Raw genomic sequence first — 23887 nt, 5'->3', positions numbered from 1 at the left:
AGGGGCGGCCGGCTTGCCTGTCACGGTCCACCCGACCACCCGCTTCGACCCGGCGATCGACCGGCTCGAGCGGTTGTCGGGCGGGTCGAACGCCTGGTACCTGGCGAACCACCGCGACCGGTGCTGCGACGATGTCGAACGCCTCGCCCGCCTGCGGCCGGGCGGGCGCATCCTCAACGTCGGCGGCCGCCCCTACCTGTTCGAGTTCGCCGCGCGGGAGGCGGGCCTTGCGGTGGATACGATCGATCTCGACCCGGGCCGCAACCCGCGCGAGGTGGCCGACCTCGGCGTGAAGGTACTTCAGGTCGACATCGAGGACCCGCAATCGCGCGCGGCGCTCGATCTCGCGCGGTACGACGTGATCTGCATGGCGGAAATCTTCGAGCACCTGCCGATCGATCTGCCCTCGACCCTGGGCTTCGTCCGCGACCGGATGCGCAAGGACGCGCTGCTCTACCTGACGACCCCGAACTTCTACTACGCGCCCAGCTTCCTCAAGGCGCTGGTCCAGGGACGCAGCGGCCCGTCGCTTGTCGCCGAATGGAGCAAGCTCGAGAATACCGGCCACATGGGCCACGTGCGCGAGTACGCGGCGGGCGAACTGTTCGAGTTCTTCGGCCATCTCGGATTCGCGGTCGACAGCTTCTTGGTCCGCAACAGCCGGCCAGTGGACCTGCGCGGGGGCGGCGTCGCGCAGTGGCCCGTGCGTTTGCTCGCGCGGTTCCTGGCGGCGCGGTTCGACCGGTTCGGGCAGGAACTCGTGTTCGTCCTCAGGGCCTCGCCGGAAGCCGAGCCCGATCCCACACCGTGATCGCGGGATTCGGGATCGAGCAGGCGCTGGCGGCCTTCGCCGCCGCGTTCGCCGCAGCCTATGTCCGCGGGCTCGCCGGATTCGGCATGGCGATCCTGCTCGTGCCGGTCCTGGCGCTCGCCATGACGCCCGTCGAAGCGGTGCTGGTGACCAACGGTGTCTCCGTGCTCGTCGGGCTGAGCGACATCCGCGTGACCCTGCGCGACGCCGAGCGGTCGGCCTGGCGGATCATTGCCGGGGTGGCGATTGGCACCGCACCGGGACTCTGGCTGCTCTCGCTCACGCCGCCTGGGTTTGCCCGGCTGCTGATCGCACTGGTCGCGGTGTCCGCCTTCGTCGCAGTGCTCCTGCCGCGGCGACCGGGTGCCATGCCGGGCCACCTTCATACCGGCGCGACGGGGCTGGTCTCGGGATTGCTGACGGGGTTCGCCGGGATGCCGGGGCCGCCGGTCGTGCCCTTCTACGTCGGCCGGGATATCCCGCGCGCAGTGGCCAAGGCCTCGATGCTGCTGGTGTTCATCGGCGCATCGACGATCGGTCTCGTCTCGGGAGCGGCACTCGGGGTGCTCGAGCCGAACTACCTCGTCCTCTCGTTGCTGCTGCTTCCCGCCGTTCTCGCGGGCAACGGGCTGGGCGCGCGCAAGTTCGGTCACGTGGCGGACCGCACCTGGCGGATCTTCGTGGCGGTGGTGCTGGGCGCGACGGCGCTGGCCGCGCTCGCCAAGCTGGCTCTCTAGAGCGGCAGCGCGCGTCCGGCGAAGATCAGCGCGAGCGGACAGGCGGTCGCGATAAGGAAGCGGACCACCTCGATCGCGGGCGACTCGGCGGTGCTGATATAGGCGATGGCTCTGGCCATGGACCGGAGGGTGCGCGCCAATCCCTAATTCGGGGTTAAGGCCGCGGGGACAGCCTCGGCATCTGCTGGCTCGCGCAGTGGAACCCCCCGCCGCCCGCGAGCACCGCGTCGGCCGGCAGGCCGATCGTCGCGCGGTCGGGAAACAGTGCCGCGACCGCGGCCACGCCGTCGGCATCGTGGATCGATCCGAACGTCGGCACGACGACGAGGTCGGTGGTGATCGCGAAGTTCGCGTAGCTCGCCGGCTCGACGAAATCGCCGCGAGTCACGAGCCCGGGCGAGGGGATGTCCGCCACCTCGACCCCGAAGGCTTCGGCGCGCGCTTTGGCGTCGGCGTAGATCGCGGCATTCGGATCGCCGGGACCGGTCGCGCGCGGCAGGGCCAGCCGGTTGGGGCCGACGAACCGGGCTAGGTTGTCGACGTGCCCGTCGGTGTGGTCGTTGACGAGGCCGTCGCCCAGCCAGAGCACGCGGTCGAACCCGAGGTCGGCACGCAGGCGGTCTTCGATGTCGGCGCGCGAGAGCGCGGGATTGCGGTTCGGGTTGAGCAGGCACTGCTCGGTGGTCGCGACGAGACCGGTGCCGTCGCCGTCGATCGCGCCGCCTTCGAGGATCCAGTCTCCCTCGATCACCGGCAGGCCCGCGTCCCGCGCGAGCTCGGCGCCCACGGTCTGGTCGCCGTCCATCAGGTACTTGCCGCCCCAGCCGTTGAATCCGCATCGCAGCGCGGTGCCGTCGGCGCGCACGAGGGGACCGGTGTCGCGCAGCCAGACGTCGCCGTAGGTCCGCCGATCGAGCCTGACCGCGCCCGACACCAGCGACCGCGCCCGCACCTCGTTCGCGGCATCGCGCACCAGGAGGCGCACCTCCTGCCCGCTCTCGGCCACGGCGTTGGCGAACGCCGCGATCTGCTCCTGCGCACGGGCGAGCACGTCCGGCCACTCGTCGGCATCGTGCGGAAAGCCGATCCACAGCCAGTCCTGGGGTGCCCATTCGGGCGGCATGGGGGTGGCCGTTTCGGTCATGCCGCGCGCTTTGGCAAAGGCGGCGACGGGCGGCAAGGCCCGCGCCGCTTGCGCCGGCGGGCCCGCGCGGGCAGTGCTCGCACCCATGGATGCCGACTGGCCAGCAGCGATCGCTCGGGCGCGCGGGAACGCACCGTTTCTCGCCCGCGCGCTGGATCGGCAGAAGCCGCTGGCCGACCTGCTCGCAGACGGCGACGGCGAGGGCGCGCTGGCCTGGGCGAAAGCGGCTGGCGAGGGCGCCGACGGCGCCGGGGTGGCGCTGCGCCGCGAACGGCTCGCGCTTGCCACCGCGCTCGCGGTGGGCGATCTCGCGGGGGCCTTTCCCCTGACCCGCGTCATGGGCGAGCTTTCGGACTTCGCCGACCGCGCGCTCGACGCCGCACTCGCCTCGGTGATGCGCGCGCGGGTGGCGGATGCCGAGCCGGCGGGGATGCTCGCGCTCGCGCTCGGCAAGCACGGCGCGCACGAGCTCAACTACAGTTCGGACATCGACCCGATCCTGCTCTACGATCCCGCGCTGCTACCCCGGCGCGAACGCGACGAGCCGGGCGAGGTCGCCCAGCGATACGTCCGCGAGGCGGTCCGCCTGCTGAGCGAGGTGACGAGCGAAGGGTATGTGTTCCGCGTCGACCTGCGGCTGCGCCCGGCGAGCGAGGTCAGCCCCCCGGCGATCCCCGTCGACGCCGCGCTGACCCACTACGAAAGCTCGGCGCTGGCGTGGGAGCGCGCGGCCTTCATCAAGGCCCGCGCGGCGGCCGGTGACGTGGCCGCGGGCGAGGCGTTCCTCGCCGCGATCCGGCCGTTCGTCTGGCGCCGCAGCCTCGATTTCGGGGCGATCGGCGACATCCGCCGGCTGTCTGCGCGCATCCGCGCGAGCCACGCCGGACCGCGGGTCCCGGGTCCCGGCTTCAACGTCAAGCTGGGGCGCGGGGGCATCCGCGAGATCGAGTTCTTCGCGCAGACGCACCAGCTGATCCACGGCGGGCGCGACCCGTCGCTCCGCCTGCGCGGGACCCGCGCCGCGCTCGATGCGCTCGCCGCGGCGGGCATCGTTCCGCCCGACGATTCGCGCGATCTGGGCGAAGCCTACGACCGGCTGCGCACGATCGAGCACCGGCTGCAGATGGTCGGCGACCAGCAGACGCATTCATTGCCCGACGGCGACCGTCTCGACGCGGTGGCGCGGCTCGACGGGCTGCCGGACGGGGCCGCGCTGGTCGCGGAACTCGAAGCGATCACTTCGCGGGTCGCCGCCGCCTATGATGCCCTTATCGCCGAGGACGACGGCGCGGCGACGACCGTCGCGGCGAGCGGCGAGGCGCTCGAGCGGCGGCTGGGCGAACTGGGCTTCGCCGATCCCGCGCGGCTGTCGGAGCGGATCGCGGGGTGGAGTGATGGCCGCATCCGCGCACTGCGTTCCGAGCCGGCGCGCGCCGCGCTCGAGGCGCTGTTGCCCGTGCTGCTCGAACGCTTCGCGGCCGCGCCCGAGCCGGACCAGGCGGTCAACCGGATGGAGCGGGTGCTGGCTTCGGTGCCCAGTGCGCTCAACCTGTTCAACCTCCTGCTCCAGCGACCCGCGCTGCTCGACCAGCTGGCGCGCATCCTCGTCCTCGCTCCGACGCTCGCCGACGAACTCGGGCGGCGACCGGAGCTGCTCGACACGCTGATCGGGCAGCAGGCGCTCGACCTGCCGGGGCCGGTGACAGAGATCGCAGCGCGGATGGTCGCCGCGGAGGACGGCGGCGGCTACGAGCGCCGGCTCGACCGGATTCGCCGCGTGACCGGCGAACTGCGCTTCGCGCTCGGGCTGCAGACGATCGCCGCGATACACGATCCGCTGGCGATCGGCGCCGCGCTCTCGCGCACGGCGGAAGCCGCGCTGGCGGTCGCCCAGGACGCCGCGGTCGCCGAATTCGAACGGACGCATGGCCGGGTGCCGGGAAGCGAGCTGGTGGTCCTCGGGCTTGGGCGCTTCGGCGGCGGCACGTTGACCCATGCCTCGGACCTCGACGTCGTGTTCCTGTTCAGCGGCAACTTCGAAGGCGAATCGAACGGCGCCCGGCCGCTGGGCGTCACGCATTACTTCAACCGGCTCGCCCAGCGGGTGACGGCCGCGCTCAGCGTGCCCACGGCGGAGGGCGCACTCTACGAAGTCGATACCCGGCTGCGGCCGCAGGGCGCGCAAGGCCCGCTCGCGGTCAGCTTCGACAGTTTCGCGCGCTACCAGCGGGAAGAGGCGTGGACGTGGGAGCACATGGCGCTCGCTCGCGCGCGACCGCTGACCGGCTCGGAGGCCGCCCGCGCGGCGCTGCGCGCGATCATCGACGACGTGCTCGACCGGCCGCGCGATCCCGCCACGGTGCGCGCGGACGTGCTGCGGATGCGGGCCGAAATGGCCGCGCACAAGCCGCCGCAGGGGCCACTCGACGCCAAGCTGCTGCGCGGCGGGCTCGTCGATCTCGAGTTTCTCGTCCACTACCTTCAACTGCGCGAGCGAAGGGGCTTCGATCCCGACCTCGGGCGCGCGGTCGATGCGCTGGTCGAAGGCGGTTTTCTCGGACCGCAGCTGCGCGAGGCGCTGGCGCTCATGGCGCGTCTGCTGGTCGCGGGGCGACTGCTGGCGCCGGACCTCGCGGTGCCGCCGCCCGCCGCCGCCGCGGCGCTCGCCGAGACGTGCCGCTTTGCCGACCTCCCTGCGCTCTTGCGCGCGTTCGCCGCCGCGCGGCAGGAGGTCGCCCAGGCCTGGGCCGATTCGCTCGGCGAGCCCTTGGCCAACCTCGACATGGGAGATACCGCATGACCACACCGACCATCGGCGACCCGATGCCCGACATCACCCTCGAGACTCCCGACGGGGGCACGATCCGCCCGTCGGACCTCGCAGGGAAGCCGGCGGTGATCTGGTTCTACCCGAAGGACAACACGCCCGGCTGCACCACCGAGGCGAAGGACTTTTCCGCGCTCGCGGACGCATTCGCGCGCGCCGGGGTGGCGCTGCTCGGGGTCAGCAAGGACAGCCCGCAGAAGCATCGCAATTTCATCGAGAAACAGGGCCTGACCGTCCCGCTCGCGACCGACCCGGCCGAAGGCGGGCTGTCGGATGCGCTGGGGATCTGGACCGAGAAGAAGCTCTACGGGAAGACCTTCCTCGGGATGGTCCGCACGACGTACCTGCTCGACGCCGATGGCCGCATCGCGCGCGTGTGGCCCAAGGTGAAGGTCAAAGGCCACGCCGAGGAGGTGCTGGAAGCCGCGAAGGCGCTGTGAGCACGCACGACGCCACCATCGGCGCAGCGATTCGCGGCGCGCTGCTGACCGCGGAGCCGCAGGCCAAGGTCATGGCGGCGCGCAAGGTGGCGCGCGATTGGCGCCTTGGCCGGCTCGCCTGGCGGTTCGATGCGCCGATGCCTGACCGGCCCGCGCGCCCCGCGGCGCCCGAGCTGCTGCCGCCCAACCGGATGCCCAAACGCGGCAAGGCCGGTTCGCAGCGAGGGCGCATCGCGCTGTGGCACGCGCTGGCGCACATCGAGTTCGTGGCGATCGACCTCGCCCTCGACATGGCGGGCCGATTCGGCGCCGCGATGGGGGAGGCGTTCGTGAGCGACTTCCTCGCCGTGGCGGCGGACGAGGCGATGCACTTCGCGCTGCTCGACCGGCACCTTGCCGCGATGGGCAGCGGTTACGGTGCTCTGCCGGCGCACGACGGGCTGTGGCAGGCCGCCGCCGATACCGCGCACGACGTCGCCGCGCGGCTCGCGGTGGTGCCGATGGTCCTCGAGGCCCGCGGGCTCGACGTGACCCCGGCGACACTCGCCCGCGTGCGCGCAAACGGTGACGCGGCCGGAGCGCGAATCCTCGAACGAATCCTTGACGACGAAATTCGCCACGTCGCTTTCGGCGTCAAACACCTTGCCGCTTGCGCCGAAATGCGCGGCGCCGATCCCGAAAACCTATGGATTTCGCTGGTGCGCACGTATTTTCGCGGTGGCCTTAAGCCCCCATTCAACGACTCGGCGCGTCTTGCAGCCGGTTTGTCGCTCAGCGCGTCGCGCGCACTTGCGTCATAAATCTTTCGCCGGTTAACCCACAATCCACGAGACGGCGGGGGGTTCCGATCAGTCTCAGGAAATTGTCGCGAAGGCCGGTTTTACGGTCGTTGCGCACGTGGGTTCGCTGCGGTGCCGGGGGGCGTCGTAAGAAAATTAAGGACGGGAAACTTGGTCGCAAACCTCATCCAGCGTCGCATCCTCGCAGCCCTCGCGGTTGCCGGTGCGTTCTTCTCGATGGGCGCCACGCCCGCTCTTGCAAATTCCAGCGCCGCTTCGGCCGACATCGCCGTCCCGGTGCGCGACGCCCGCGCTTCGGGCGTGACCGCGGGCGACGAACAGTTCAAGCAGCTCTTCGCCAGCTGGCAGTCGCTCGACAACGGCCGCTCGCCGAACCCGGTCGCGCCGACCACCGGCGTTTCGATCCCGTCGCGCGCGCCGCTTGCGGCCGCTGCCACGACCAGCAGCTACGGGATGCGCACGCACCCGGTGCTGGGCGGAATGCGGGCGCACAAGGGCATCGACCTTGCCGCGCCGACCGGCACCCCGGTCTATGCAACCGCTGACGGCGTGGTCGAGCGCGCCGATCGCTTCTCGAGCTATGGCCTCTTCGTTTCGATCGAGCACGGCGGCAACCTCGAGACCCGTTATGCGCACATGTCGCGCCTCGCGGTCGCCGCGGGCGAACGCGTCAAGAAGGGCGACGTGATCGGCTACGTCGGTTCGACCGGTCGTTCGACCGGCCCGCACCTGCACTACGAAGTGCGGGTCGCCGGCGAAGCGGTCAATCCGATCCCGTACATGGCCGAAACCGGCCCGGCGGCCGCGGGTTTCGATATCGCCGCCAAGTAATCGCGCAATCATTCGTCTGTCGACAAGGGCAGGTACCGGACACTTGGGAGGGTGCCGGACAAGGGCGGCGGGCCGAACGGCCCGCCGCCCTTTTCTCTTGCCCGGCTGCGGGCAGGCGATAGGTTTCGTTCCGAAACGAGGACAGGCGCACGCACGCCGCCGGGGAGAGACATTCGCCGATGCATCCGATCGAACACGCGCGCACCCGCCCAGACCATCCGGCGGTGATCATGGCCGGAAGCGGCGAGACGATGACGTTCGGCGAAATGGATCGCGCAGCGAATCGCTTTGCCCACCTTCTGCGCAGCCGCGGCCTCGGCGCCGGGGACGCGTTCGCCGTGCTGCTCGAGAACCGGCCCGAGTTCTACACCGTCATCTGGGGCTCGCAGCGCGCGGGCACGATCCTGATTCCCGTCTCGACCCGCCTGACCGCGCCGGAAATAGCCTATATCCTGTCGGACGGCGAGGCGAAGCTGCTGGTCACCTCGACCCGATACACCGACGTGCTCGGCACCATTCGCGACCGCTGCCCGGACCTCGACGTGCTGGTGATGGATGAAGGCGGCGAGGCGGATTTCGCCGCGGCGCTGTCCGCGCAGCCCGCCGAGCCCATCGCCGACCAGAGCGCGGGGCTGACGATGCTCTACAGCTCCGGCACGACCGGGCGGCCGAAGGGCGTGCGGCCGCGCCCCCCCGAGGACCCCTCGCCCACCGCACCGGTCGCGCTGATGGGCCTTGCGGTGATGGGCGCGGGGATGCCCGCCGACGGGTCGATGGTCTACCTATCGCCCGCGCCGCTCTATCACGCCGCGCCCATTGGCTGGTCCTCGGCGGTCCACCGGCTCGGCGGGACCGTGGTCCTGATGGAGAAGTTCGAGCCCGAGGCGGCGCTGGCCGCGATCGAACGGTACGGTGTTACCGACAGCCAGTGGGTGCCGACCCATTTCGTGCGGATGCTCAAGCTCGATGACGCGGTGCGCAGCCGCTACGACCTGTCGACCCACGCGCGCGCGATCCATGCCGCCGCGCCGTGCCCTGTGCCGATCAAGCGCGCGATGATCGAATGGTGGGGCCCGATCGTGATCGAATACTACGCCGGGTCCGAAGGGATCGGCATGACGCTCGTCAAGTCGGCCGAATGGCTCGAACGGCCAGGCACCGTCGGCAAGGCGATCTTCGGCACGCTGCACGTGTGCGGACCCGATGGGGAGGAACTGCCGGCGGGCAAGGACGGGCTGATCTATTTCGAGAACGCGGTCCTGCCGACCTATCACAACGATCCCGCCAAGACCGCCGAGGCGATGCATCCCAGCGGCTGGATGACGATCGGCGACATCGGCCATGTCGACGCGGACGGCTACCTGTTCCTGACCGACCGCAAGAGCCACATGATCATCTCGGGCGGGGTCAACATCTACCCGCAGGAGATCGAGAACCTGCTCGTCAGCCACGAAAAGGTGATGGACGCCGCGGTGATCGGCGCGCCGCACGGCGACCTTGGCGAACAGGTCGTGGCGGTGGTCCAGCCCGCCGACATGGCAGAGGTCGAGGGCGACGGCGGCGAGGCGCTGGAACAGGAACTGCGCGACTATCTCGCTCCGCAGCTTGCCCGCATCAAGATGCCGCGCCGATTCGACTTCCGGCCCGAACTGCCGCGCGAGGCCAACGGCAAGCTCTACAAGCGCGAGTTGCGCGACGAGTACGCGGCGAAGGCCGAGGCCGAGGCGCCGGAAGCTTCCTCGACCGCCTGACCCCCGATTTGGCGTTGCGGCAGGTGCCTGTTAGCCTCGACCCGCAAGGGAGGTTCACATGACCAACGGCCGTCCGACCGCGATCGGCATCGACCCGTCGCACGAGGATTTCGACCGTGCGCGACGCGGCTGGAACGCGATGATCGACCGCCGCCCGGCGCTGATCGCGCGCTGTTCGAGCGTCGACGACGTCGTGGAGGCGGTGACATACGCTGCCCGGGCAGGGCGCCAGGCGGTCGCGCGGTGCGGCGGGCACTCGGTCTCCGGCGCGTCGCTGATCGACGGCGGGGTGGTCATCGACCTCGCCGGGCTCAAGGACATCGCGGTGGATCCCGACGCGCGAATCGCACGCGTCGGTGGCGGCGCGTTGCTGGGCGAACTCGACGCCGCGACCCAGGCCCACGGGCTTGCGGTTACCGCGGGGGTCGAACCCGAGACCGGCGTGGGCGGGCTGACGCTGGGCGGCGGGATCGGATTCCTTGCGCGCAAGCTTGGCCTGACCATCGACAACCTCGTCGGCGCGCAGGTCGTGCTGGCCGACGGCAGCGTGGTCGAGGCGAGCGAAAGCGCGCATCCCGACCTGTTCTGGGCTCTGCGCGGCGGCGGGGGCCAGTTCGGCGTGGTCACCCGGTTCGACTTCCAGGTTCATCCGGTCGGCCCGCAGATCGTCACGGCTTGGGCCTTCTACCCGCTCGACCGGGCGCGCGAGGTAATGCGGTTCGTGCGCGAATACATGAACGACGCCTCCGACGACGTCAGCCTCGTCCCTGCCTTCATGAAGGCGCCGCCGACCGATGCCTTTCCTGCCGAATGGCACGGCAAGCCGTGCACCGCGGTGGTTGCGCTGCACCTCGGCGACGAGGACGAAGCGAACGCGGATCTCCAGCCGCTGCTCGATCTCGACGACCTGATAACGGGTTTCATCGCCCCGCAGCCGTACGTCGAGTTCCAGAAGGCGTTCGCCGGCGCCTCGCCGCATGGCGGGCGGTTCTACTGGAAGTCGATCTTCGTCGACGACCTGTCGGACGAGCTGGTCGACGTGATGGTCGACGGGGTCCGGACCATCCCCGGCGAATATTCGATGGTCTTCATGGAGACGCTCGGCGGCGCGGTGAGCCGGGTGGGCGTGACCGACACCGCATTTTCCAACCGGTCGGCACGCTACAACGTCGGGATCAGCGCCGGATGGGCCGATCCCGCGCTCGACGCCGAAGCGATGGCGGCAGCGCGCGCCTGCTTCGAGCGATTGCAGCCGTTTTCGGACGGAACGGTCTATCTCAACTACCTCGACCGCGACGAAGGCGACCGGGTGCGGAAGGGCTTCGGCCCCAATTTCGACCGGCTGCAGTCGATCAAGGCGCGCTACGATCCGGGCGGGCTGTTCCCGGGCGTGCTCGCGACGGGCTGACCCGTCAACCGCCCTGCGCGAGCAGCCTTCGGGCCATTGCCCGCACGTCTTCGCCCATGTCCTCGCGTTCGAGCGCAAGCGCCAGCGTCGCCTCGACGAAGCCGACCTTGCTCCCGCAGTCGAAGCGGCGTCCCGCAAAGGTCACCGCGTGGAATGGCTGGGTTCCGATCATCTTCGCCATCGCGTCGGTGAGCTGGATTTCGCCCCCTGCGCCCTTGCCCTGGCTTTCGAGCGTGCGCATGACCTCGGGTTGGAGGATGTAGCGACCCGAGACGATCTTGTTCGACGGCGCCTCGTCGACCGGGGGCTTCTCGACCAGCCCGGCGACTTCGGTCAGCGTGTCCGAAATCTGCGCGCCGGGGTCGATCACGCCGTAGCTGCTGACCGCGTCGCGCGGCACCTCGAGCACGCTGATCAGGTTGCCGCCGACGTCCTCGTAGGCGTCGACCATCTGCTTCATGCAGCCGGTTCCGCCGCCCGCCTGCGCCACCATCAGCTCGTCGGGCAGGAGGATCGCGAACGGCTCGTCGCCCACGATCGCGCGGGCGCACCAGATCGCGTGGCCGAGGCCGAGCGGAACCTGCTGGCGCACGGTGATGATGTCGCCGGGGGTGAAACGCGTCGGCTCGAGGATGGCGAGCGACTTGCCGCGCTCCTCCATCGTCGTCTCGAGCTCGTAGGCGATGTCGAAATGTTCGACGATCGCGGTCTTGCCGCGCCCGGTGACGAAGATCATCTGCTCGATCCCCGCCTCGCGCGCCTCGTCGACCGCGTACTGGATCAGCGGGCGGTCGACGATCGGCAACAGTTCCTTGGGGATGGCCTTGGTCGCGGGAAGGAAGCGGGTGCCGAGCCCGGCGACGGGAAACACGGCCTTGCGGATCGGTTTGCGGCTGCTCATGCAAGGCGGATAGCACCGCGATACGCCCGCGCAACCTTGCGAGCGGCGGGATTCCCGCTAGGGCGGGGCGATGGACAAGATCATCGTAGAGGGCGGCAAGCGCCTCAGCGGAACCATCCCGATTTCCGGCGCGAAGAACGCCGCGCTCACGCTCATCCCGTGTGCGCTGCTGACCGACGAGCCGCTGACGCTTCGGAACCTGCCGCGGCTCGCCGACATCGACGGGTTCCAGCACCTGATGAACCAGTTCGGGGTGACCACCGTGATCCAGGGGTCGCGGCCCGAGGACTTCGGCCGCGTGATGACGCTGGAGGCGACCCGGATCACCGGCACGGTCGCGCCCTACGATCTCGTGCGCAAGATGCGCGCCTCGATCCTCGTGCTCGGACCGATGCTCGCGCGGATGGGCGAGGCGACCGTCTCGCTGCCCGGCGGCTGCGCGATCGGCAACCGGCCGATCGACCTGCACCTCAAGGCGCTCGAGGCGTTCGGCGCCGAGATCGAACTTGCGCAAGGGTACGTCCGCGCCCACGCGCCCGACGGCGGGCTGCCTGGCGGCGAATTCGATTTCCCGGTGGTCAGCGTCGGCGCGACCGAGAACGCGCTGATGGCCGCGGTCCTCGCCAGCGGCACCTGCCGGCTGTTCAACGCCGCGCGCGAGCCCGAGATCGTCGACTTGTGCAACCTGCTCGTCGCGATGGGCGCCGAGATCGAGGGGATCGGCGGATCGGACCTGACGATCCACGGCGTGAAGCGGCTTCACGGCGCGACCTACCGCGTCATGCCCGACCGGATCGAGGCCGGCTCCTATGCCTGCGCCGCGGCGATCACCGGGGGCGAGGTCCTGCTCGAGGGCGCGAAGGCCGAGGACATGTCGGCAACGCTCCATGCCCTGCGCAACATCGGCGTCTCGGTGGAATCCGAGAAGAAGGGCGTGCGCGTCGCGGCCGATGGCAAGCTCAAGGCGGTGAACCTGTCGACCGCGCCCTATCCAGGCCTTGCGACCGACATGCAGGCGCAGCTCATGGCGCTGCTGACGGTGGCCGAGGGCACCAGCGTGCTCACCGAGACGATATTCGAGAACCGCTACATGCACGTGCCCGAACTCGCGCGCATGGGGGCGCACATCGAGACCTCGGGCCGCACCGCAATCGTCCACGGTGTGGGCGGCCTCACCGGCGCCGAAGTCATGGCGACCGACCTGCGCGCCTCGATGAGCCTCGTGATCGCGGGGCTGCGGGCGGAGGGGCAGACACAGGTTCGCCGGCTCTACCACCTCGATCGCGGCTACGAGCGGCTCGAGGAAAAGCTCGCACTCGTGGGCGCGCAGGTGGAGCGCGTCGGCGACGACTAGCAGGCCGTTACGGCCGAAGGAGCAGACCGATGGCCGGACAGGATGCGACGTTCGCGGGGGCAATTCCGCAGATCTACGACGAGTGCCTGGTCCCGGTGCTGTTCGCGCCCTACGCCGAGGATCTCGCCCGCGCGGCGGCGGCGCGCGCACCGGCCGACGTGCTCGAGGTGGCGGCCGGCACCGGTGCGGTCACGACCGCGCTGGCCGCGGCCCTGCCCGGCGCACGGATCGTGGCGACCGATCTCAACCCCGGCATGATCGAGCGCGCGCGATCGGTCCACGATCTGGCCAACGTCGAATGGGCGGTCGCCGATGCGCAGTCGCTGCCCTTCGCAGACGGCTCGTTCGATCTCGTCGCGATCCAGTTCGGCGCGATGTTCTTCCCTGACCGCGTCTGCGCCTACCGCGAAATCCGCCGGGTGCTGCGCGACGGCGGCGCGCTGCTCGCCAATGTCTGGGGCCCGCTCGAGGATAATCCCGGAAGCGCGGTGATCCACGACACGTTGTGTGCGATGCTGCCCGAACCCAGGCCCGGCTTCATTGCGCGCACGCCGTTCGGTTATCACGACCCGGTCGCGATCCGCGCGGAAATAGCCGCTGCGGGTTTTGCCGAATGCGCGGTGACCACGGTCGCCATGGAAAGCCCCCCCGGGTCTGCCGCACGGCTGCTGAAGGGCATGACCGAGGGCAGCCCGCTGCACGCCGAACTGGTGGCCCACGACCCAGGGAATCGCGAAGCGGCGATCGCCGCGGCAGCGAAGCGGCTGGAGGCCCTCGAGGCGCGCGGACCGCTCGGGATGACTGCGCTGCGAATCGTCGCCACGCGCTGACCGGCGCCCGAGTCCCACGATTCGCCCGATTCTCTGGTCCGCGGCGGGACACTTTTTCCGCCGTCCCGCGTTCTAGGGGTAACGGAAAGAGAGGTCAGCCATGCTCAAGCTCATCGCGCTCGGCGCACTCGGCTATGTCGGATATCGCTATTATCAGAACAACTTCGCGCATCACGGTCGCGCGGCCTTCGCCGACGGACAGGGCGCCGATGGCGCCACGCACCAAGTCCGCAACTCGGGACCCGAGGCCATGCGTGACAAACCCGTCCGATCATGGGACAAGACCGACGAAGCTGCCGACGAGAGCTTCCCCGCCAGCGATCCCCCGGCGACCTATTAAAGGAGCTACGGGACTGGATCGCCCTTGACGGGGCGAGAGGCGGGCGGATCCTTCGGGACCCGCCCGCTTTTTCGGATCTGCGCGTCCCCGGAGGGCGGGGTCAGGCGCCGTGTGCCACCAGCCACAGGCGGATCGCCCCCGCCAGCCCGCAAGGGGTGGGCGCGGCGATCCGTTCCTCGTCGATCCGCGCGACGAGGGCGTTCACGGGAACGCCCTCGCGCGCCGCGGCATCGCGCAACATTGCCCAGAACAGGGGCTCCAGGCTGATGCTCGTCTTGTGCCCGGCGATCTCGACCGATCGCTTGACCGGCGGGTGATAGGGGGCCGGGCCGCTGCGTGCGGACATCGTCAGAATCGGGAGCCGATTCCGACGAGCGCCTGGTGGCGATAGAGCCCGTCGTGGAAATTTGCGTAGCGGTACTCGCTGCGCAGGAAGAACGGCCCGTCGAGAGCGAATTCGATGCCTCCCCCGGTCCAGAAACCGATCAGCCGGCCGGGGCGGCGGAACTTCTCGGGTTCCGGGCCGCCGGGCTCGGTCGGAATAGTGTCGAGATCACCGCTGTAGTCCACGGCCATGTGCGTGCTGGCGGCGCCCGCGAGGCCGTAACCGAAAGAATGATCGCCAAGGCGGCGGCCGACCCGCAGCCCGAGATAGAGGTCGGTGCCGTATTCGACGTGGATCCGGTCGCCGGGGACGAAGAGATCGGTCACGACCTTGTCCGCGTTCGACCGGCTCAGGTCGACGTCGAATCCGACGCGCCACGGGCCGCTTCCATAATCCTTGCCCGCGCGCAGGCCGAACATGACCTCCGGGCCATCCTCGTCAGGCAACTCGGTTGCGTCGTAGCCGAGCATGACTTCGACGCGGGGGCCGGCAAACGGCGTGGGCGCCGCGCTCGCGCCGGTTCCGGCGAAAGCGAGCGCAAGCGGCAGGCAAGGCAGGGCGGGTCGCATCGGTTCGGCCCGCCCGGCTAGCCGCCGCGGCAGCGCGGCGTCAACCAGCCGCGCCGGACCCCGACATCGTCAATCGAGCTTCATCTTGAGTTCGCGCAGGATGTAGGTGCCCTTGATCTTGCGGATATTGTTGTACAGCTCGCGCACCGTCTTGTTGCTGCTGTCGATGTTCTGCTTGCCCCAGGCGCTGAGGAACGCATCGTACCGGGCCTTGTCGGCGGTGAGCGAGGCCATGCTGGGATAGTTGATCCGCAGCACGAGGTTCACCTCGTTGCCGCCATAGGGCACGGTGTAGATCCCGTAGTCGCTGATCTGGCCGAGCCGCTTCGACACCTCGTTGGCCCTGACCCAGGTCTGCTTCAGGCCTTCGAGGTAGCGATCAAGCTGCCCCTCGTCGACCTTCACGTAGGTCAGCTCGACCACCGTTTCCTGCGGCGTGTAGTCCTTCCAGACCTCGAGCTGGGCGGACGCGGGCGCGGACAGGCCCAGTGCCCCGGCGGCGATGGCGATCGTTGCGATCTTGCGCAGTGCGTTCATGGAAAATCCCCCTTGGATTGATCGACGTGAACGCGACCCTTCGGGGAGAGGCAGGCGACCCTGCTGATTTTCAACCGCTCCGACCGGTACTCTGGCGAGCCGGCGCAGACGAGTCAAATCCGCCGGCGCACCGCGAGCGACGGTCTCCGTCAGTACATGTGCTGCCCGCCGTTGATGCTCATCGTCGAGCCCGTGATGAAGCCGCCTTCGTCGCTCGTGAGGAAGGCGACCCCGCGGGCGATCTCTTCTGCATGGCCGAGCCGTCCGACCGGGATCTTGGCGATGATCTTCTCGAGCACGGGTTCGGGCACGGCGGCGACCATGTCGGTATCGATGTAGCCGGGCGCGATCGCGTTGACGGTGACGCCCTTCTTCGCGCCTTCCTGCGCCAGCGCCTTGGTGAAGCCGTGGATGCCGCTCTTGGCGGCGGCGTAGTTGACCTGGCCGTACTGGCCCGCCTGGCCGTTGATCGAACCGATGTTGACGATCCGGCCCCAGCCGCGGCTGGCCATGCCCGGAAAGCAGGCCTTGGCCATGTTGAAGCAACCGCCGAGGTTGATCCGCATCACGTCGTTCCAGTCGTCGAACGTCATCCGCGCGAGCGTGCCGTCGCGGGTGATCCCGGCGTTGTTGACGACGATGTCGACCGGGCCGACTTCCTCGGTGACCCGGGCGCACCCGTCGAGGCACGCCTGGTGGTCGCCCACGTCCCACTTGTAGACCCTGATCCCGTGCGCTTCGGCAAAGCTCTTCGCCTTGGCGTCGTTGCCCGCATAGTTGGCGACGACAGTGCGCCCCTGTTCCTTCAGCGCCAGGCTGATCGCCTCGCCGATGCCGCGGGTCCCCCCGGTCACGATTGCCACGCGTGTCATGTATGCTCCTTCGCCGTCAGGTGTGCCTCTCCGTCGACCTGACTAGGGGAAGCGAGGGCGCAGGCAAAGAAAAACCCCGCGCGCGGCGGGGTCCCGGATACCTATTCCGTAGCGGCAGGCGCCGGATGATCAGAAGCGCAGCTGGGTGCCGACATAGACCGCCTGGTCGTCGCGCACGGCATCGGTCAGCGGCGCAAGGCGGTCGCGCTCCTGGCTCAGCCGGACGCCGGCGGTCACGTTCAGGTTGCGCGACAGGCGATAACCGGCGCCCAGATCGACCGCCTGCTCGCCCGACCCTTCGAGCGTGCGGGGGCTGCGGCCGGTATTGCTCTCCGCTTCAAGGGCAAGACGCGGCTGGAGCCGGCCGGGGGTGTCCTTGACCCCTTCGCTGGGGCGGAAGCTGGCCAGGTCTGGCATCTCGATCCGCTTGAGGCCGAGCGTCGGCTCGACCGGCTTGGCGAAGCTTTCGTAGCCGCGTGACAGGCCCAGGTTGTACCGCGCCTTGGCCAGCGTGGCGATCGACGGGCCGGTGCCGGCATCGCCCTTGGCGGCGGCAATCGCCCCGCGAACCGAAATCGCCCGCGCTTCCTGCGGGTCGACGCGGATGGCCAGCGTCACCGTGCGATCGCGTTCGCGCACGCCGCTGGCCGGGGTGAAGCGCATCGCCTGGCCGCGAGCGGCGATCTTGGCGGCCACCCGGCGGGCGATCGCCGGATCGACGTTGGCAGGAGTGAAGGGGGCGATTCCAGCCGCAGCCGCGCCATCGGGGGCGGAGTCGGGCACCGCCAGAACGGCGGTCGGCGCCGCAACGAGCAGCCCGCACGCGCCGAGCAGGAGCAGTCCGCGCGCGGCGGTGCGTTCCCGTACTTTCGCGATGGTGCCCGTCTGCCTCATGGCAATGCCTTCAAGTGTCCCCTCTGCGCTTCGGCCCACGCGCGGGATTTTCGCCCGCATTGCCTGAACGCTTGATGAGCCAACCGGTTTCACCGGCAACCGACTCACCCCCGCTGTTGAATCAGGATCAAATGCTAGAATCATTTCAATGGTTTTTCCACTTTTTCCACAAGGTTGCCCGCTTTCGCGGCGCGCTGTTGCCCGCTGCCCACAATCGCGCCCGCGGCCGGGGCGATTAAGCGGCGGTTCACGGGGTCGGGAGGCAAGTGGCGCGACGATGCCTTGCCCGCGCCGCGCGGGCGCACTAGAGGCTGTGCCGACCTTCCAATCCGAGGACGTTTCCTTGAGCATGACCGCCCGTTCGCGTTTCCCCCGCCTGACCCGCACCGTGGTCGTCGTTGCCGCGCTCGGCGCGCTTGCCGCCTGCGGGGGCAAGGACCGGCCCCGGGCCGATCTCGCCGCGAGCCAGGTGACCACGATCGGCGTCAACGCCTATCTCTGGCGCGCGGCGCTCGAGACGGTCAGCTTTGCGCCGCTGCTCCAGTCCGACAGCAACGGCGGGGTGATCGTCACCGACTGGTACGCCAATCCCCGCAACCCGAACGAGCGGGTGAAGGTGACCGTGTCGATTCTCGACCGGGACCTGCGGGCCGACGCCGTGCGCGTGGCCGCCAGTCGCCAAGTCGCGCAGGGCGGGCAATGGGTTGACGCGCCGGTCCAGGCGGCGACCGTCCAGAAGCTCGAGGACATAATCCTGACCAAGGCCCGCGCGCTCCGCCGCCAGGCCATCGCCGGCTGATCGCAAACAGGGGTAGTCCGATGACAGACCAGCGTTTCGATCCGTCAGCGGCGGACGGGCGCTGGCAGCGCGCCTGGGACGAGGCCGACGCCTTTGTCGCCGACAGCGACAGCAACAAGCCCAAGAGCTACGTGCTCGAGATGTTTCCGTACCCTTCGGGACGGATCCACATCGGGCACGTGCGCAACTACACGATGGGCGATGTCCTTGCGCGCTATCGCAAGCTGACCGGGCACGAAGTGCTCCACCCGATGGGATGGGACGCGTTCGGGATGCCGGCCGAGAACGCGGCGATGGAAAAGGGCGTCCACCCGGGCGGCTGGACCCGCGCCAACATCGACCACATGAAGGCGCAGTTGAAGCGCCTCGGCTTCGCGCTCGACTGGAGCCGCGAATTCGCAACCTGCGACCCCGAGTATTACGGGCATGAGCAGGCGCTTTTCCTCCGGCTCTACCGGGCGGGCCTCGTCTATCGCAAGGAAAGCGAGGTCAACTGGGACCCGGTCGACATGACCGTGCTCGCCAACGAGCAGGTGATCGACGGCAAGGGCTGGCGCTCAGGCGCCGAGGTCGAGAAGCGCAAGCTGTCGCAGTGGTTTCTCAAGATCACCCAGTTCGCCGAGGAGCTGCTCGAAGGGCTCGATACCCTCGACAAGTGGCCCGACAAGGTGCGGCTGATGCAGGAGAACTGGATCGGCAAGAGCCGCGGCCTGCGCTGCACGTTCAAGCTGGTCGGCGAGGGCCACGGGATCGAGGTTTTCACGACCCGTCCCGACACGATGTTCGGCGCGAGCTTCGTGGCGATCGCGCCCGATCATCCGCTGGCGCGCAAACTGGCGGAAGAGGCGCCTCCGCTCGCGGCGTTCATCGCCGAATGCAAGAAGGGCGGGACCACCGCCGCGGAGATCGAGACGCAGGAGAAGAAGGGCTTCGACACCGGGCTAGAGGTCTCGCACCCGCTCGAGCCGACCTGGCACCTGCCGGTCTACGTCGCGAACTTCGTGCTCATGGACTATGGCACCGGCGCGATCTTCGGCTGTCCGGCGCACGACCAGCGCGACCTCGACTTCGCGCGCAAGTACGACCTGCCGGTCCACCGCGTCGTGTCGGACGGCGACAAGACCGAGGTCGTGTTCACGGGCGACGAGGCTTACACCGGCCCCGGCAAGATCGTGAATTCGCGCTGGATGAACGGCCTCGACATCGAGCAGGCCCAGGCCGAGGTGATCGCCAAGGCCCAGCACGAGGGATGGGGCCGCGGCGAAACGCAGTATCGCCTGCGCGACTGGGGCGTCAGCCGCCAGCGGTACTGGGGAACGCCGATCCCGTTCATTCACTGCCCGAAGGAAAGCGGGGGCTGCGGCATCGTGCCGGTGCCCGAGCACCACCTGCCGGTGACGCTGCCCGAGGACGTCGATTTCAGGACGCCCGGCAACCCGCTCGAGCGCCACCCCACCTGGAAGCACGTCCAGTGCCCGAAGTGCGGCGGTCCGGCAGTGCGCGAGACCGATACGCTCGACACCTTCGTCGACAGCTCGTGGTACTTCCTGCGCTTCGCCAGCCAGCCGGCGGGCGAGGCGTTCGACCGCGCCGAAGTGGCCAAGTGGCTGCCCGTCCAGCAGTACATCGGCGGGATCGAGCACGCGATCCTCCACCTGCTCTACGCCCGCTTCTGGACCCGCGCGCTCCAGCACATCGGCATGCTCGACTTCGCCGAGCCGTTCGCGTCGCTGTTCACGCAAGGGATGGTGACGCACGAAACCTATTCGCGGACCGAGAACGGGCGCGAGGTCTGGTATGGCCCCGACGAGGTCGAGCGGACTGGGTCCGGCGCCACCCTGCTGGCGGACGGTGCCCCCGTGACGATCGGCAAGGTCGTCAAGATGTCGAAGTCGAAGAAGAACGTCGTCGATCCCGATACGATCATCGACCAGTACGGGGCCGACGCGGTGCGCTGGTTCATGCTGTCCGACAGCCCGCCCGAGCGCGACCTGCCGTGGTCCGAATCGGGGATCGAGGGTTGCTGGCGCTTCGTCCAGCGGCTGTGGCGGCTGGTCGGCGAGCACGATGCCTCGGCGACCGGAGAGGACCGGGATCTTGCCCGCAAGCTTCACCAGACGATCGACGCGGTGGGCCGCGAGATCGAGGCGTTGGCGTTCAACAAGGCGGTCGCCCGCATCTACGAACTGACCAGCGCAATCGAGAAGGCGCCGGCCTCGGCCACGCGCAGCGAGGCGATCCGCGCGCTCGTCCAGCTGGTCGCGCCGATGATGCCCCACCTTGCCGAAGAGGCCTGGGACAAGATCGGACAGCCCGGGCTGGTCGCCGAATCGAACTGGCCCGCGGTCGATCCCGCGCTGCTCGTCGAGGACGAGGTGACGATCGCGGTCCAGGTCAAGGGCAAACTGCGCGATACCCTGACCGTGGCGAAGGGGCTGCCCGACGCCGAGCTCGAGGCGCTTGCGCTGGCCAGCGACAAGGTCCAGCGTTCGCTCGACGGAGCGCAGGTGCGCAAGGTGATCGTGGTGCCCGACCGGCTGGTGAACATCGTCGCATGAGGCGGCTCGCGTTTCTCGCCGGGCTCTGCCTTGCATTGGGGGGATGCGGCCTCCAGCCGATGTACGCCGGGGGATCGAGCGGCGCGATCGCGCGCGGCCTTGCCGCGGTCGAGGTGCCCGCGATCGAGGGACAGGCCGGCTGGCTGGTCCGCAACGCGCTGGTCGACCGGCTCGGCGCGGGTGGCGAGGCGGCGCCGCTCTACCGGCTGGATATTCGGCTGGACGACAAGCTCGAGGGGCTCGGCGTGCTTAGCGACGATACCGTCGGCCGCGAGCGGCGCAGCCTGCGCGCGCGTTACCAGCTCGTCGAACTTGCGAGCGGCGAAATCCTCGTCGACGCCACCGCGGGTTCGGACGCGGGAATCGACGTCGTCTCCAGCGAATACGCGACCATCGCCGCCGAGCAGTCCGCGCTGGAAAACCTGTCGCGCGAAGTCGCGTCGCAGATCGCCACGCGGGTCGCGCTGACGCTGCGCGCGCGGAAATAGCGGTGCGCCACATGATCCGGCGGACATGAAGGCGACCCAGAAGGATTTCGCCGCCGTCGCTCCCCGCGCGGTGCGGGCCTGCTCCACGTTCTTTTTCTGCGGACCCGACGAAGCCGGCGCGGCCGCCGCGGCGCAGCGGATCGCCGCGATGCTCGAGGAGCCGGGCGAGCAGGTCGAGCTCGCCGGCGCGGACCTGCGGCGCGACCCGGTCCTGCTCGGCGACGAGGCTCGCTCCGGGTCGCTGTTCTCGGGCGCCCGCCACGTCGTCGTGCGGGCGAGCGGCGACGAGGCGCACGATGCGCTGGCCAACCACCTCGCCGCGATCGATGCTGGCGAAGGCCAGCCCTGTCCGGTTCTGGTGATCGCCACGTCGGCGACCGACAAGTCGCGCACCGCCAAGCTGCTCGAGAAGCGCGGCGATGCGCTGGTGGCGATGTTCTATCCGCCCGACCTCGCGCAGCTGCGCGATGCGATCCGCACCGCGGGCGAGGAGCGGGGCCTGCGGATGTCGGGCCAGATCGCCGAGCGCATCGCCCGGGCGACGAGCATGGACCTGCGCCTTGCGCGGGCAGAGGTCGAGAAGCTCGCGCTCTATCTCGACGCCAGTCCCGAGGCCCCCGTGACCCCCGATGCCGAGGCGCTCGACGCGATCGGCGCGCGGACCGAGGACGACGGGTTCATGCCGCTGGTCAACGCGGTGCTCGGCGGCCGGACCGAGGCGCTGTCGGCCGAACTGGCACGAATGCGCGAGCTGTCGATCAACCCGGTCGGCCTGCTCCTCGCGTTCGAGCGGCGGGCCGCGCAGCTCGCCCAGTTAAACGCCCGGCTGGAGAGGGGAGAGCAGGTCGAGGCGTTCGTCGAGGCGGAAACGCGCGCGCGGCGGGTGTTCTTCAAGGACAAGCCCGACATCGTCGCCCAGTTGCACCGCTGGCGCGGGCGAAAGCTCGCCCGGCTGGTCGCGCGGCTGGTCGACCTGCACCGCGCGCTGCTGGCGAACAGCCAGGCCAATGATACCCTTCTGGCGCAGGCGCTGACGGGCATCGCCGCCGCCGCGCGGCATTGAAATGCCTGGCAAAGCCCGGCTTCAACGGCGACAGGCGAGGTCAATCGCGGGCCTTGCAAATATGAAAAAATCGGTGCACGGCAAAGGCTTGCCCGTTTCGGCACCACGGTGCGAAATTGCGCGTCAATCCGCAGCCGGTGATCGCGAACCCACGATGAATGCTCCGTTCGAGAGACCATTGAGCGAGACCGAGGGGCCCGGTCCCCTTGCGCCGTCGCTGGAACGCCGGCGTGTCCGGATCTACCTGTCAATGGTCCTGTTCGACGTGGCGATCCTCCTCGGCGGCTTCGGCCTGATGGAACTGGCCTACCTCGGCTGGACCCGCACGACCCACCTATTCGAGGCGCAGCTCCTGCTGCCGCTCTACCTCACCCTCGCGCTTTACGAGAGAACCTACTCGATCCGCGCGCTGCGCGACTGGCGCTTCGCGGCCCTCCAGGCCTCGATCGCGCTCGGACTGGCCGCCGGGCTCCTGCTGTTCGTGGTGTTCTATGCCAAGACCACCGCGGCCTTCTCGCGCGTGGTCTTCACGGGCGGCATGGCGCTCAGCCTGCTGATGCTGGCGGCCAGCCGGCGCTGGCTGTGCTGGTGGATGCGCCGGGCGTGGGGAGCCAGCGTGGTCAACGAGCTGGTGATCGAGGCGGGGGGGCCGCCGGTTGCGCTGGCAGACGCCATCCGGGTCGATGCCCGGGCACGCCCGCTGGTGCCCGATCCGTCCGACCCGGCGGCACTCGACCGGATCGGTCACTGCATGCTCAACATGGACCGGGTGATCGTCAGCTGCCCGTTCTCCCAACGCAACCAGTGGGCGCAGATCCTGCGGGCCGCCGGAGTGCGGGGCGAGATCGTCACCAACCAGCTCGACGAACTGGCGCCCATCGGCCTCGTGGTTTCCGATGGCTGGCGGTCGCTGGTGGTCTCGACCGGGCCGCTGGGGATGCGTCAGCGCGTCATGAAACGCGCGTTCGACCTCGCAGTGGCGCTCGGTGCGATGATCGCCGCCTTGCCGATCTTCGCGCTGACCGCGCTGGCGATCAAGCTGGAGGACGGCGGCCCCGTCTTCTTCGTCCAGCGGCGGCTCGGGCGCGGCAACCGCTTCTTCTCGATGTACAAGTTCCGTTCGATGCGGGTCCAGTCGAGCGACCATGCCGGTGCGCGCTCGGCGTCGCCGGACGACGACCGGACGACCCGGGTGGGGCGTTTCATCCGCCGTACCAGCATCGACGAGCTGCCGCAGCTGTTCAACGTTCTGGCGGGCGACATGAGCATCGTCGGGCCGCGGCCCCACGCGATCGGCTCGCAGGCCGGAGACAAGCTGTTCTGGGAGATCGACGGCGCCTACTGGGACCGCCATTCGCTGAAACCCGGGGTCACCGGCCTTGCCCAGATCCGCGGCCACCGGGGTGCGACCGACGAGGAAAAGCACCTCACCGACCGGCTCGATGCCGACCTGGAATACATCGCGGGCTGGTCCTTGTGGGGTGACGCGATGATTGTCCTCAAGACGCTCGGCGTGATCGTCCACCCGCGCGCGTTCTAGGACAGCGC

Annotated in this window: 24 protein-coding genes; 16 read left to right on the top strand and 8 right to left on the bottom strand. The window is 69.5% G+C overall.

Annotated features, from left to right (window positions below; all coding sequences use genetic code 11):
• Positions 1–13 precede the first annotated feature (13 nt).
• Positions 14–811, top strand: a complete 798-nt coding sequence (locus tag N0B51_RS02010) for a class I SAM-dependent methyltransferase (protein ID WP_259960510.1) — start codon at positions 14–16, stop codon at positions 809–811.
• Complete coding sequence (locus N0B51_RS02005; protein ID WP_259960509.1) at positions 808–1548, top strand: sulfite exporter TauE/SafE family protein; 741 nt, start codon at positions 808–810, stop codon at positions 1546–1548. Before N0B51_RS02010 ends, N0B51_RS02005 begins: the two co-directional genes overlap by 4 nt.
• Here the strand turns inward: N0B51_RS02005 and N0B51_RS02000 are convergent.
• Both N0B51_RS02000 and N0B51_RS01995 read right to left on the bottom strand, forming a co-directional pair.
• Positions 1545–1667, bottom strand: a complete 123-nt coding sequence (locus N0B51_RS02000; RefSeq protein WP_259960508.1) for a hypothetical protein — start codon at positions 1665–1667, stop codon at positions 1545–1547. The genes N0B51_RS02005 and N0B51_RS02000 overlap by 4 nt on opposite strands.
• 35 nt (positions 1668–1702) lie before the next feature.
• The gene (locus tag N0B51_RS01995) at positions 1703–2692 is read right to left on the bottom strand and encodes an agmatine deiminase family protein (RefSeq protein WP_259960507.1); all 990 of its coding nucleotides are present in this window, start codon (positions 2690–2692) and stop codon (positions 1703–1705) included.
• A gap of 85 nt (positions 2693–2777) precedes the next feature.
• On the opposite strand from N0B51_RS01995, the gene N0B51_RS01990 reads away from it, so the two are divergent.
• From N0B51_RS01990 to N0B51_RS01965, 6 genes are all read left to right on the top strand, one after another.
• Complete coding sequence (locus N0B51_RS01990; protein ID WP_259960797.1) at positions 2778–5492, top strand: bifunctional [glutamine synthetase] adenylyltransferase/[glutamine synthetase]-adenylyl-L-tyrosine phosphorylase; 2715 nt, start codon at positions 2778–2780, stop codon at positions 5490–5492.
• The gene (locus N0B51_RS01985) at positions 5489–5959 is read left to right on the top strand and encodes a peroxiredoxin (RefSeq protein WP_259960506.1); all 471 of its coding nucleotides are present in this window, start codon (positions 5489–5491) and stop codon (positions 5957–5959) included. Before N0B51_RS01990 ends, N0B51_RS01985 begins: the two co-directional genes overlap by 4 nt.
• A complete protein-coding gene (locus N0B51_RS01980; RefSeq protein ID WP_259960505.1) occupies positions 5956–6759 on the top strand; it encodes a ferritin-like domain-containing protein in 804 nt (267 codons plus the stop codon). Before N0B51_RS01985 ends, N0B51_RS01980 begins: the two co-directional genes overlap by 4 nt.
• Positions 6760–6975: 216 nt before the next feature.
• On the top strand, positions 6976–7590 hold the full coding sequence (locus N0B51_RS01975) for a M23 family metallopeptidase (RefSeq protein WP_259960796.1): 615 nt from the start codon (positions 6976–6978) through the stop codon (positions 7588–7590).
• 179 nt (positions 7591–7769) lie between these two features.
• Entirely contained in the window at positions 7770–9341 is a 1572-nt protein-coding gene (locus N0B51_RS01970; protein WP_259960504.1) for an acyl-CoA synthetase, read from the top strand.
• 58 nt (positions 9342–9399) lie between these two features.
• On the top strand, positions 9400–10749 hold the full coding sequence (locus N0B51_RS01965; RefSeq protein WP_259960503.1) for an FAD-binding oxidoreductase: 1350 nt from the start codon (positions 9400–9402) through the stop codon (positions 10747–10749).
• Between the two features lie 4 nt (positions 10750–10753).
• On the opposite strand, the gene N0B51_RS01960 is transcribed toward N0B51_RS01965, so the two are convergent.
• Positions 10754–11650 carry a UTP--glucose-1-phosphate uridylyltransferase gene (locus tag N0B51_RS01960; RefSeq protein ID WP_259960502.1) on the bottom strand — a complete coding sequence of 299 codons (897 nt, stop codon included), beginning with the start codon at positions 11648–11650 and terminating at the stop codon, positions 10754–10756.
• Positions 11651–11720: 70 nt separating this feature from the next.
• On the opposite strand from N0B51_RS01960, the gene murA reads away from it, so the two are divergent.
• The 3 genes from murA (at position 11721) to N0B51_RS01945 (ending at position 14174) form a co-directional block, all read left to right on the top strand.
• Positions 11721–13004, top strand: a complete 1284-nt coding sequence (murA, locus tag N0B51_RS01955) for a UDP-N-acetylglucosamine 1-carboxyvinyltransferase (RefSeq protein WP_259960501.1) — start codon at positions 11721–11723, stop codon at positions 13002–13004.
• A 29-nt stretch (positions 13005–13033) separates the two neighbouring features.
• Positions 13034–13834, top strand: a complete 801-nt coding sequence (locus N0B51_RS01950; RefSeq protein WP_259960500.1) for a class I SAM-dependent methyltransferase — start codon at positions 13034–13036, stop codon at positions 13832–13834.
• Between the two features lie 100 nt (positions 13835–13934).
• Complete coding sequence (locus tag N0B51_RS01945; protein ID WP_259960499.1) at positions 13935–14174, top strand: hypothetical protein; 240 nt, start codon at positions 13935–13937, stop codon at positions 14172–14174.
• A 100-nt stretch (positions 14175–14274) separates the two neighbouring features.
• Here N0B51_RS01945 and N0B51_RS01940 read toward each other — a convergent pair whose 3' ends face one another.
• From N0B51_RS01940 to N0B51_RS01920, 5 genes are all read right to left on the bottom strand, one after another.
• Complete coding sequence (locus N0B51_RS01940; protein WP_259960498.1) at positions 14275–14520, bottom strand: ribbon-helix-helix domain-containing protein; 246 nt, start codon at positions 14518–14520, stop codon at positions 14275–14277.
• Positions 14521–14522: 2 nt separating this feature from the next.
• Complete coding sequence (locus N0B51_RS01935) at positions 14523–15128, bottom strand: outer membrane protein (RefSeq protein WP_259960497.1); 606 nt, start codon at positions 15126–15128, stop codon at positions 14523–14525.
• Positions 15129–15197: 69 nt separating this feature from the next.
• Positions 15198–15665 (bottom strand): hypothetical protein, encoded by a 468-nt coding sequence (locus N0B51_RS01930; protein ID WP_259960496.1) that lies wholly within the window; start codon positions 15663–15665, stop codon positions 15198–15200.
• 149 nt (positions 15666–15814) lie between these two features.
• Complete coding sequence (gene phbB / locus N0B51_RS01925; RefSeq protein WP_259960495.1) at positions 15815–16537, bottom strand: acetoacetyl-CoA reductase; 723 nt, start codon at positions 16535–16537, stop codon at positions 15815–15817.
• A gap of 129 nt (positions 16538–16666) precedes the next feature.
• Positions 16667–17431, bottom strand: a complete 765-nt coding sequence (locus tag N0B51_RS01920) for a hypothetical protein (RefSeq protein ID WP_259960494.1) — start codon at positions 17429–17431, stop codon at positions 16667–16669.
• A gap of 349 nt (positions 17432–17780) precedes the next feature.
• Here N0B51_RS01920 and N0B51_RS01915 point away from each other — a divergent pair, with 349 nt between their 5' ends.
• From N0B51_RS01915 to N0B51_RS01895, 5 genes are all read left to right on the top strand, one after another.
• Positions 17781–18230 (top strand): DUF3576 domain-containing protein, encoded by a 450-nt coding sequence (locus N0B51_RS01915; protein WP_259960795.1) that lies wholly within the window; start codon positions 17781–17783, stop codon positions 18228–18230.
• A 20-nt stretch (positions 18231–18250) separates the two neighbouring features.
• Positions 18251–20788, top strand: a complete 2538-nt coding sequence (leuS, locus tag N0B51_RS01910; protein ID WP_259960493.1) for a leucine--tRNA ligase — start codon at positions 18251–18253, stop codon at positions 20786–20788.
• Complete coding sequence (lptE, locus tag N0B51_RS01905; RefSeq protein WP_259960492.1) at positions 20785–21276, top strand: LPS assembly lipoprotein LptE; 492 nt, start codon at positions 20785–20787, stop codon at positions 21274–21276. Before leuS ends, lptE begins: the two co-directional genes overlap by 4 nt.
• Positions 21277–21301: 25 nt before the next feature.
• The gene (gene holA, locus N0B51_RS01900; protein ID WP_259960491.1) at positions 21302–22339 is read left to right on the top strand and encodes a DNA polymerase III subunit delta; all 1038 of its coding nucleotides are present in this window, start codon (positions 21302–21304) and stop codon (positions 22337–22339) included.
• 154 nt (positions 22340–22493) lie between these two features.
• Complete coding sequence (locus N0B51_RS01895) at positions 22494–23879, top strand: sugar transferase (protein ID WP_259960490.1); 1386 nt, start codon at positions 22494–22496, stop codon at positions 23877–23879.
• Positions 23880–23887 lie beyond the last annotated feature (8 nt).

This window comes from Tsuneonella litorea, from assembly GCF_025154015.1.
Classification (GTDB): Bacteria; Pseudomonadota; Alphaproteobacteria; order Sphingomonadales; family Sphingomonadaceae; genus Tsuneonella; species Tsuneonella litorea.
Note: the sequence above shows the minus strand (reverse complement) of the source record. Positions and strands in the feature narration are given on the sequence as shown.

Coding starts and splice junctions, on each gene's coding strand:
- N0B51_RS02000 (WP_259960508.1), bottom strand. CDS start 1,667: ATGGCCAGAGCCATCGCCTATATCAGCACCGCCGAGTCGCCCGCGATC.
- N0B51_RS01995 (WP_259960507.1), bottom strand. CDS start 2,692: ATGACCGAAACGGCCACCCCCATGCCGCCCGAATGGGCACCCCAGGAC.
- N0B51_RS01990 (WP_259960797.1), top strand. CDS start 2,778: ATGGATGCCGACTGGCCAGCAGCGATCGCTCGGGCGCGCGGGAACGCA.
- N0B51_RS01985 (WP_259960506.1), top strand. CDS start 5,489: ATGACCACACCGACCATCGGCGACCCGATGCCCGACATCACCCTCGAG.
- N0B51_RS01975 (WP_259960796.1), top strand. CDS start 6,976: ATGGGCGCCACGCCCGCTCTTGCAAATTCCAGCGCCGCTTCGGCCGAC.
- N0B51_RS01970 (WP_259960504.1), top strand. CDS start 7,770: ATGCATCCGATCGAACACGCGCGCACCCGCCCAGACCATCCGGCGGTG.
- N0B51_RS01965 (WP_259960503.1), top strand. CDS start 9,400: ATGACCAACGGCCGTCCGACCGCGATCGGCATCGACCCGTCGCACGAG.
- N0B51_RS01960 (WP_259960502.1), bottom strand. CDS start 11,650: ATGAGCAGCCGCAAACCGATCCGCAAGGCCGTGTTTCCCGTCGCCGGG.
- murA (WP_259960501.1), top strand. CDS start 11,721: ATGGACAAGATCATCGTAGAGGGCGGCAAGCGCCTCAGCGGAACCATC.
- N0B51_RS01950 (WP_259960500.1), top strand. CDS start 13,034: ATGGCCGGACAGGATGCGACGTTCGCGGGGGCAATTCCGCAGATCTAC.
- N0B51_RS01945 (WP_259960499.1), top strand. CDS start 13,935: ATGCTCAAGCTCATCGCGCTCGGCGCACTCGGCTATGTCGGATATCGC.
- N0B51_RS01940 (WP_259960498.1), bottom strand. CDS start 14,520: ATGTCCGCACGCAGCGGCCCGGCCCCCTATCACCCGCCGGTCAAGCGA.
- N0B51_RS01935 (WP_259960497.1), bottom strand. CDS start 15,128: ATGCGACCCGCCCTGCCTTGCCTGCCGCTTGCGCTCGCTTTCGCCGGA.
- N0B51_RS01930 (WP_259960496.1), bottom strand. CDS start 15,665: ATGAACGCACTGCGCAAGATCGCAACGATCGCCATCGCCGCCGGGGCA.
- phbB (WP_259960495.1), bottom strand. CDS start 16,537: ATGACACGCGTGGCAATCGTGACCGGGGGGACCCGCGGCATCGGCGAG.
- N0B51_RS01920 (WP_259960494.1), bottom strand. CDS start 17,431: ATGAGGCAGACGGGCACCATCGCGAAAGTACGGGAACGCACCGCCGCG.
- N0B51_RS01915 (WP_259960795.1), top strand. CDS start 17,781: ATGACCGCCCGTTCGCGTTTCCCCCGCCTGACCCGCACCGTGGTCGTC.
- leuS (WP_259960493.1), top strand. CDS start 18,251: ATGACAGACCAGCGTTTCGATCCGTCAGCGGCGGACGGGCGCTGGCAG.
- lptE (WP_259960492.1), top strand. CDS start 20,785: ATGAGGCGGCTCGCGTTTCTCGCCGGGCTCTGCCTTGCATTGGGGGGA.
- holA (WP_259960491.1), top strand. CDS start 21,302: ATGAAGGCGACCCAGAAGGATTTCGCCGCCGTCGCTCCCCGCGCGGTG.
- N0B51_RS01895 (WP_259960490.1), top strand. CDS start 22,494: ATGAATGCTCCGTTCGAGAGACCATTGAGCGAGACCGAGGGGCCCGGT.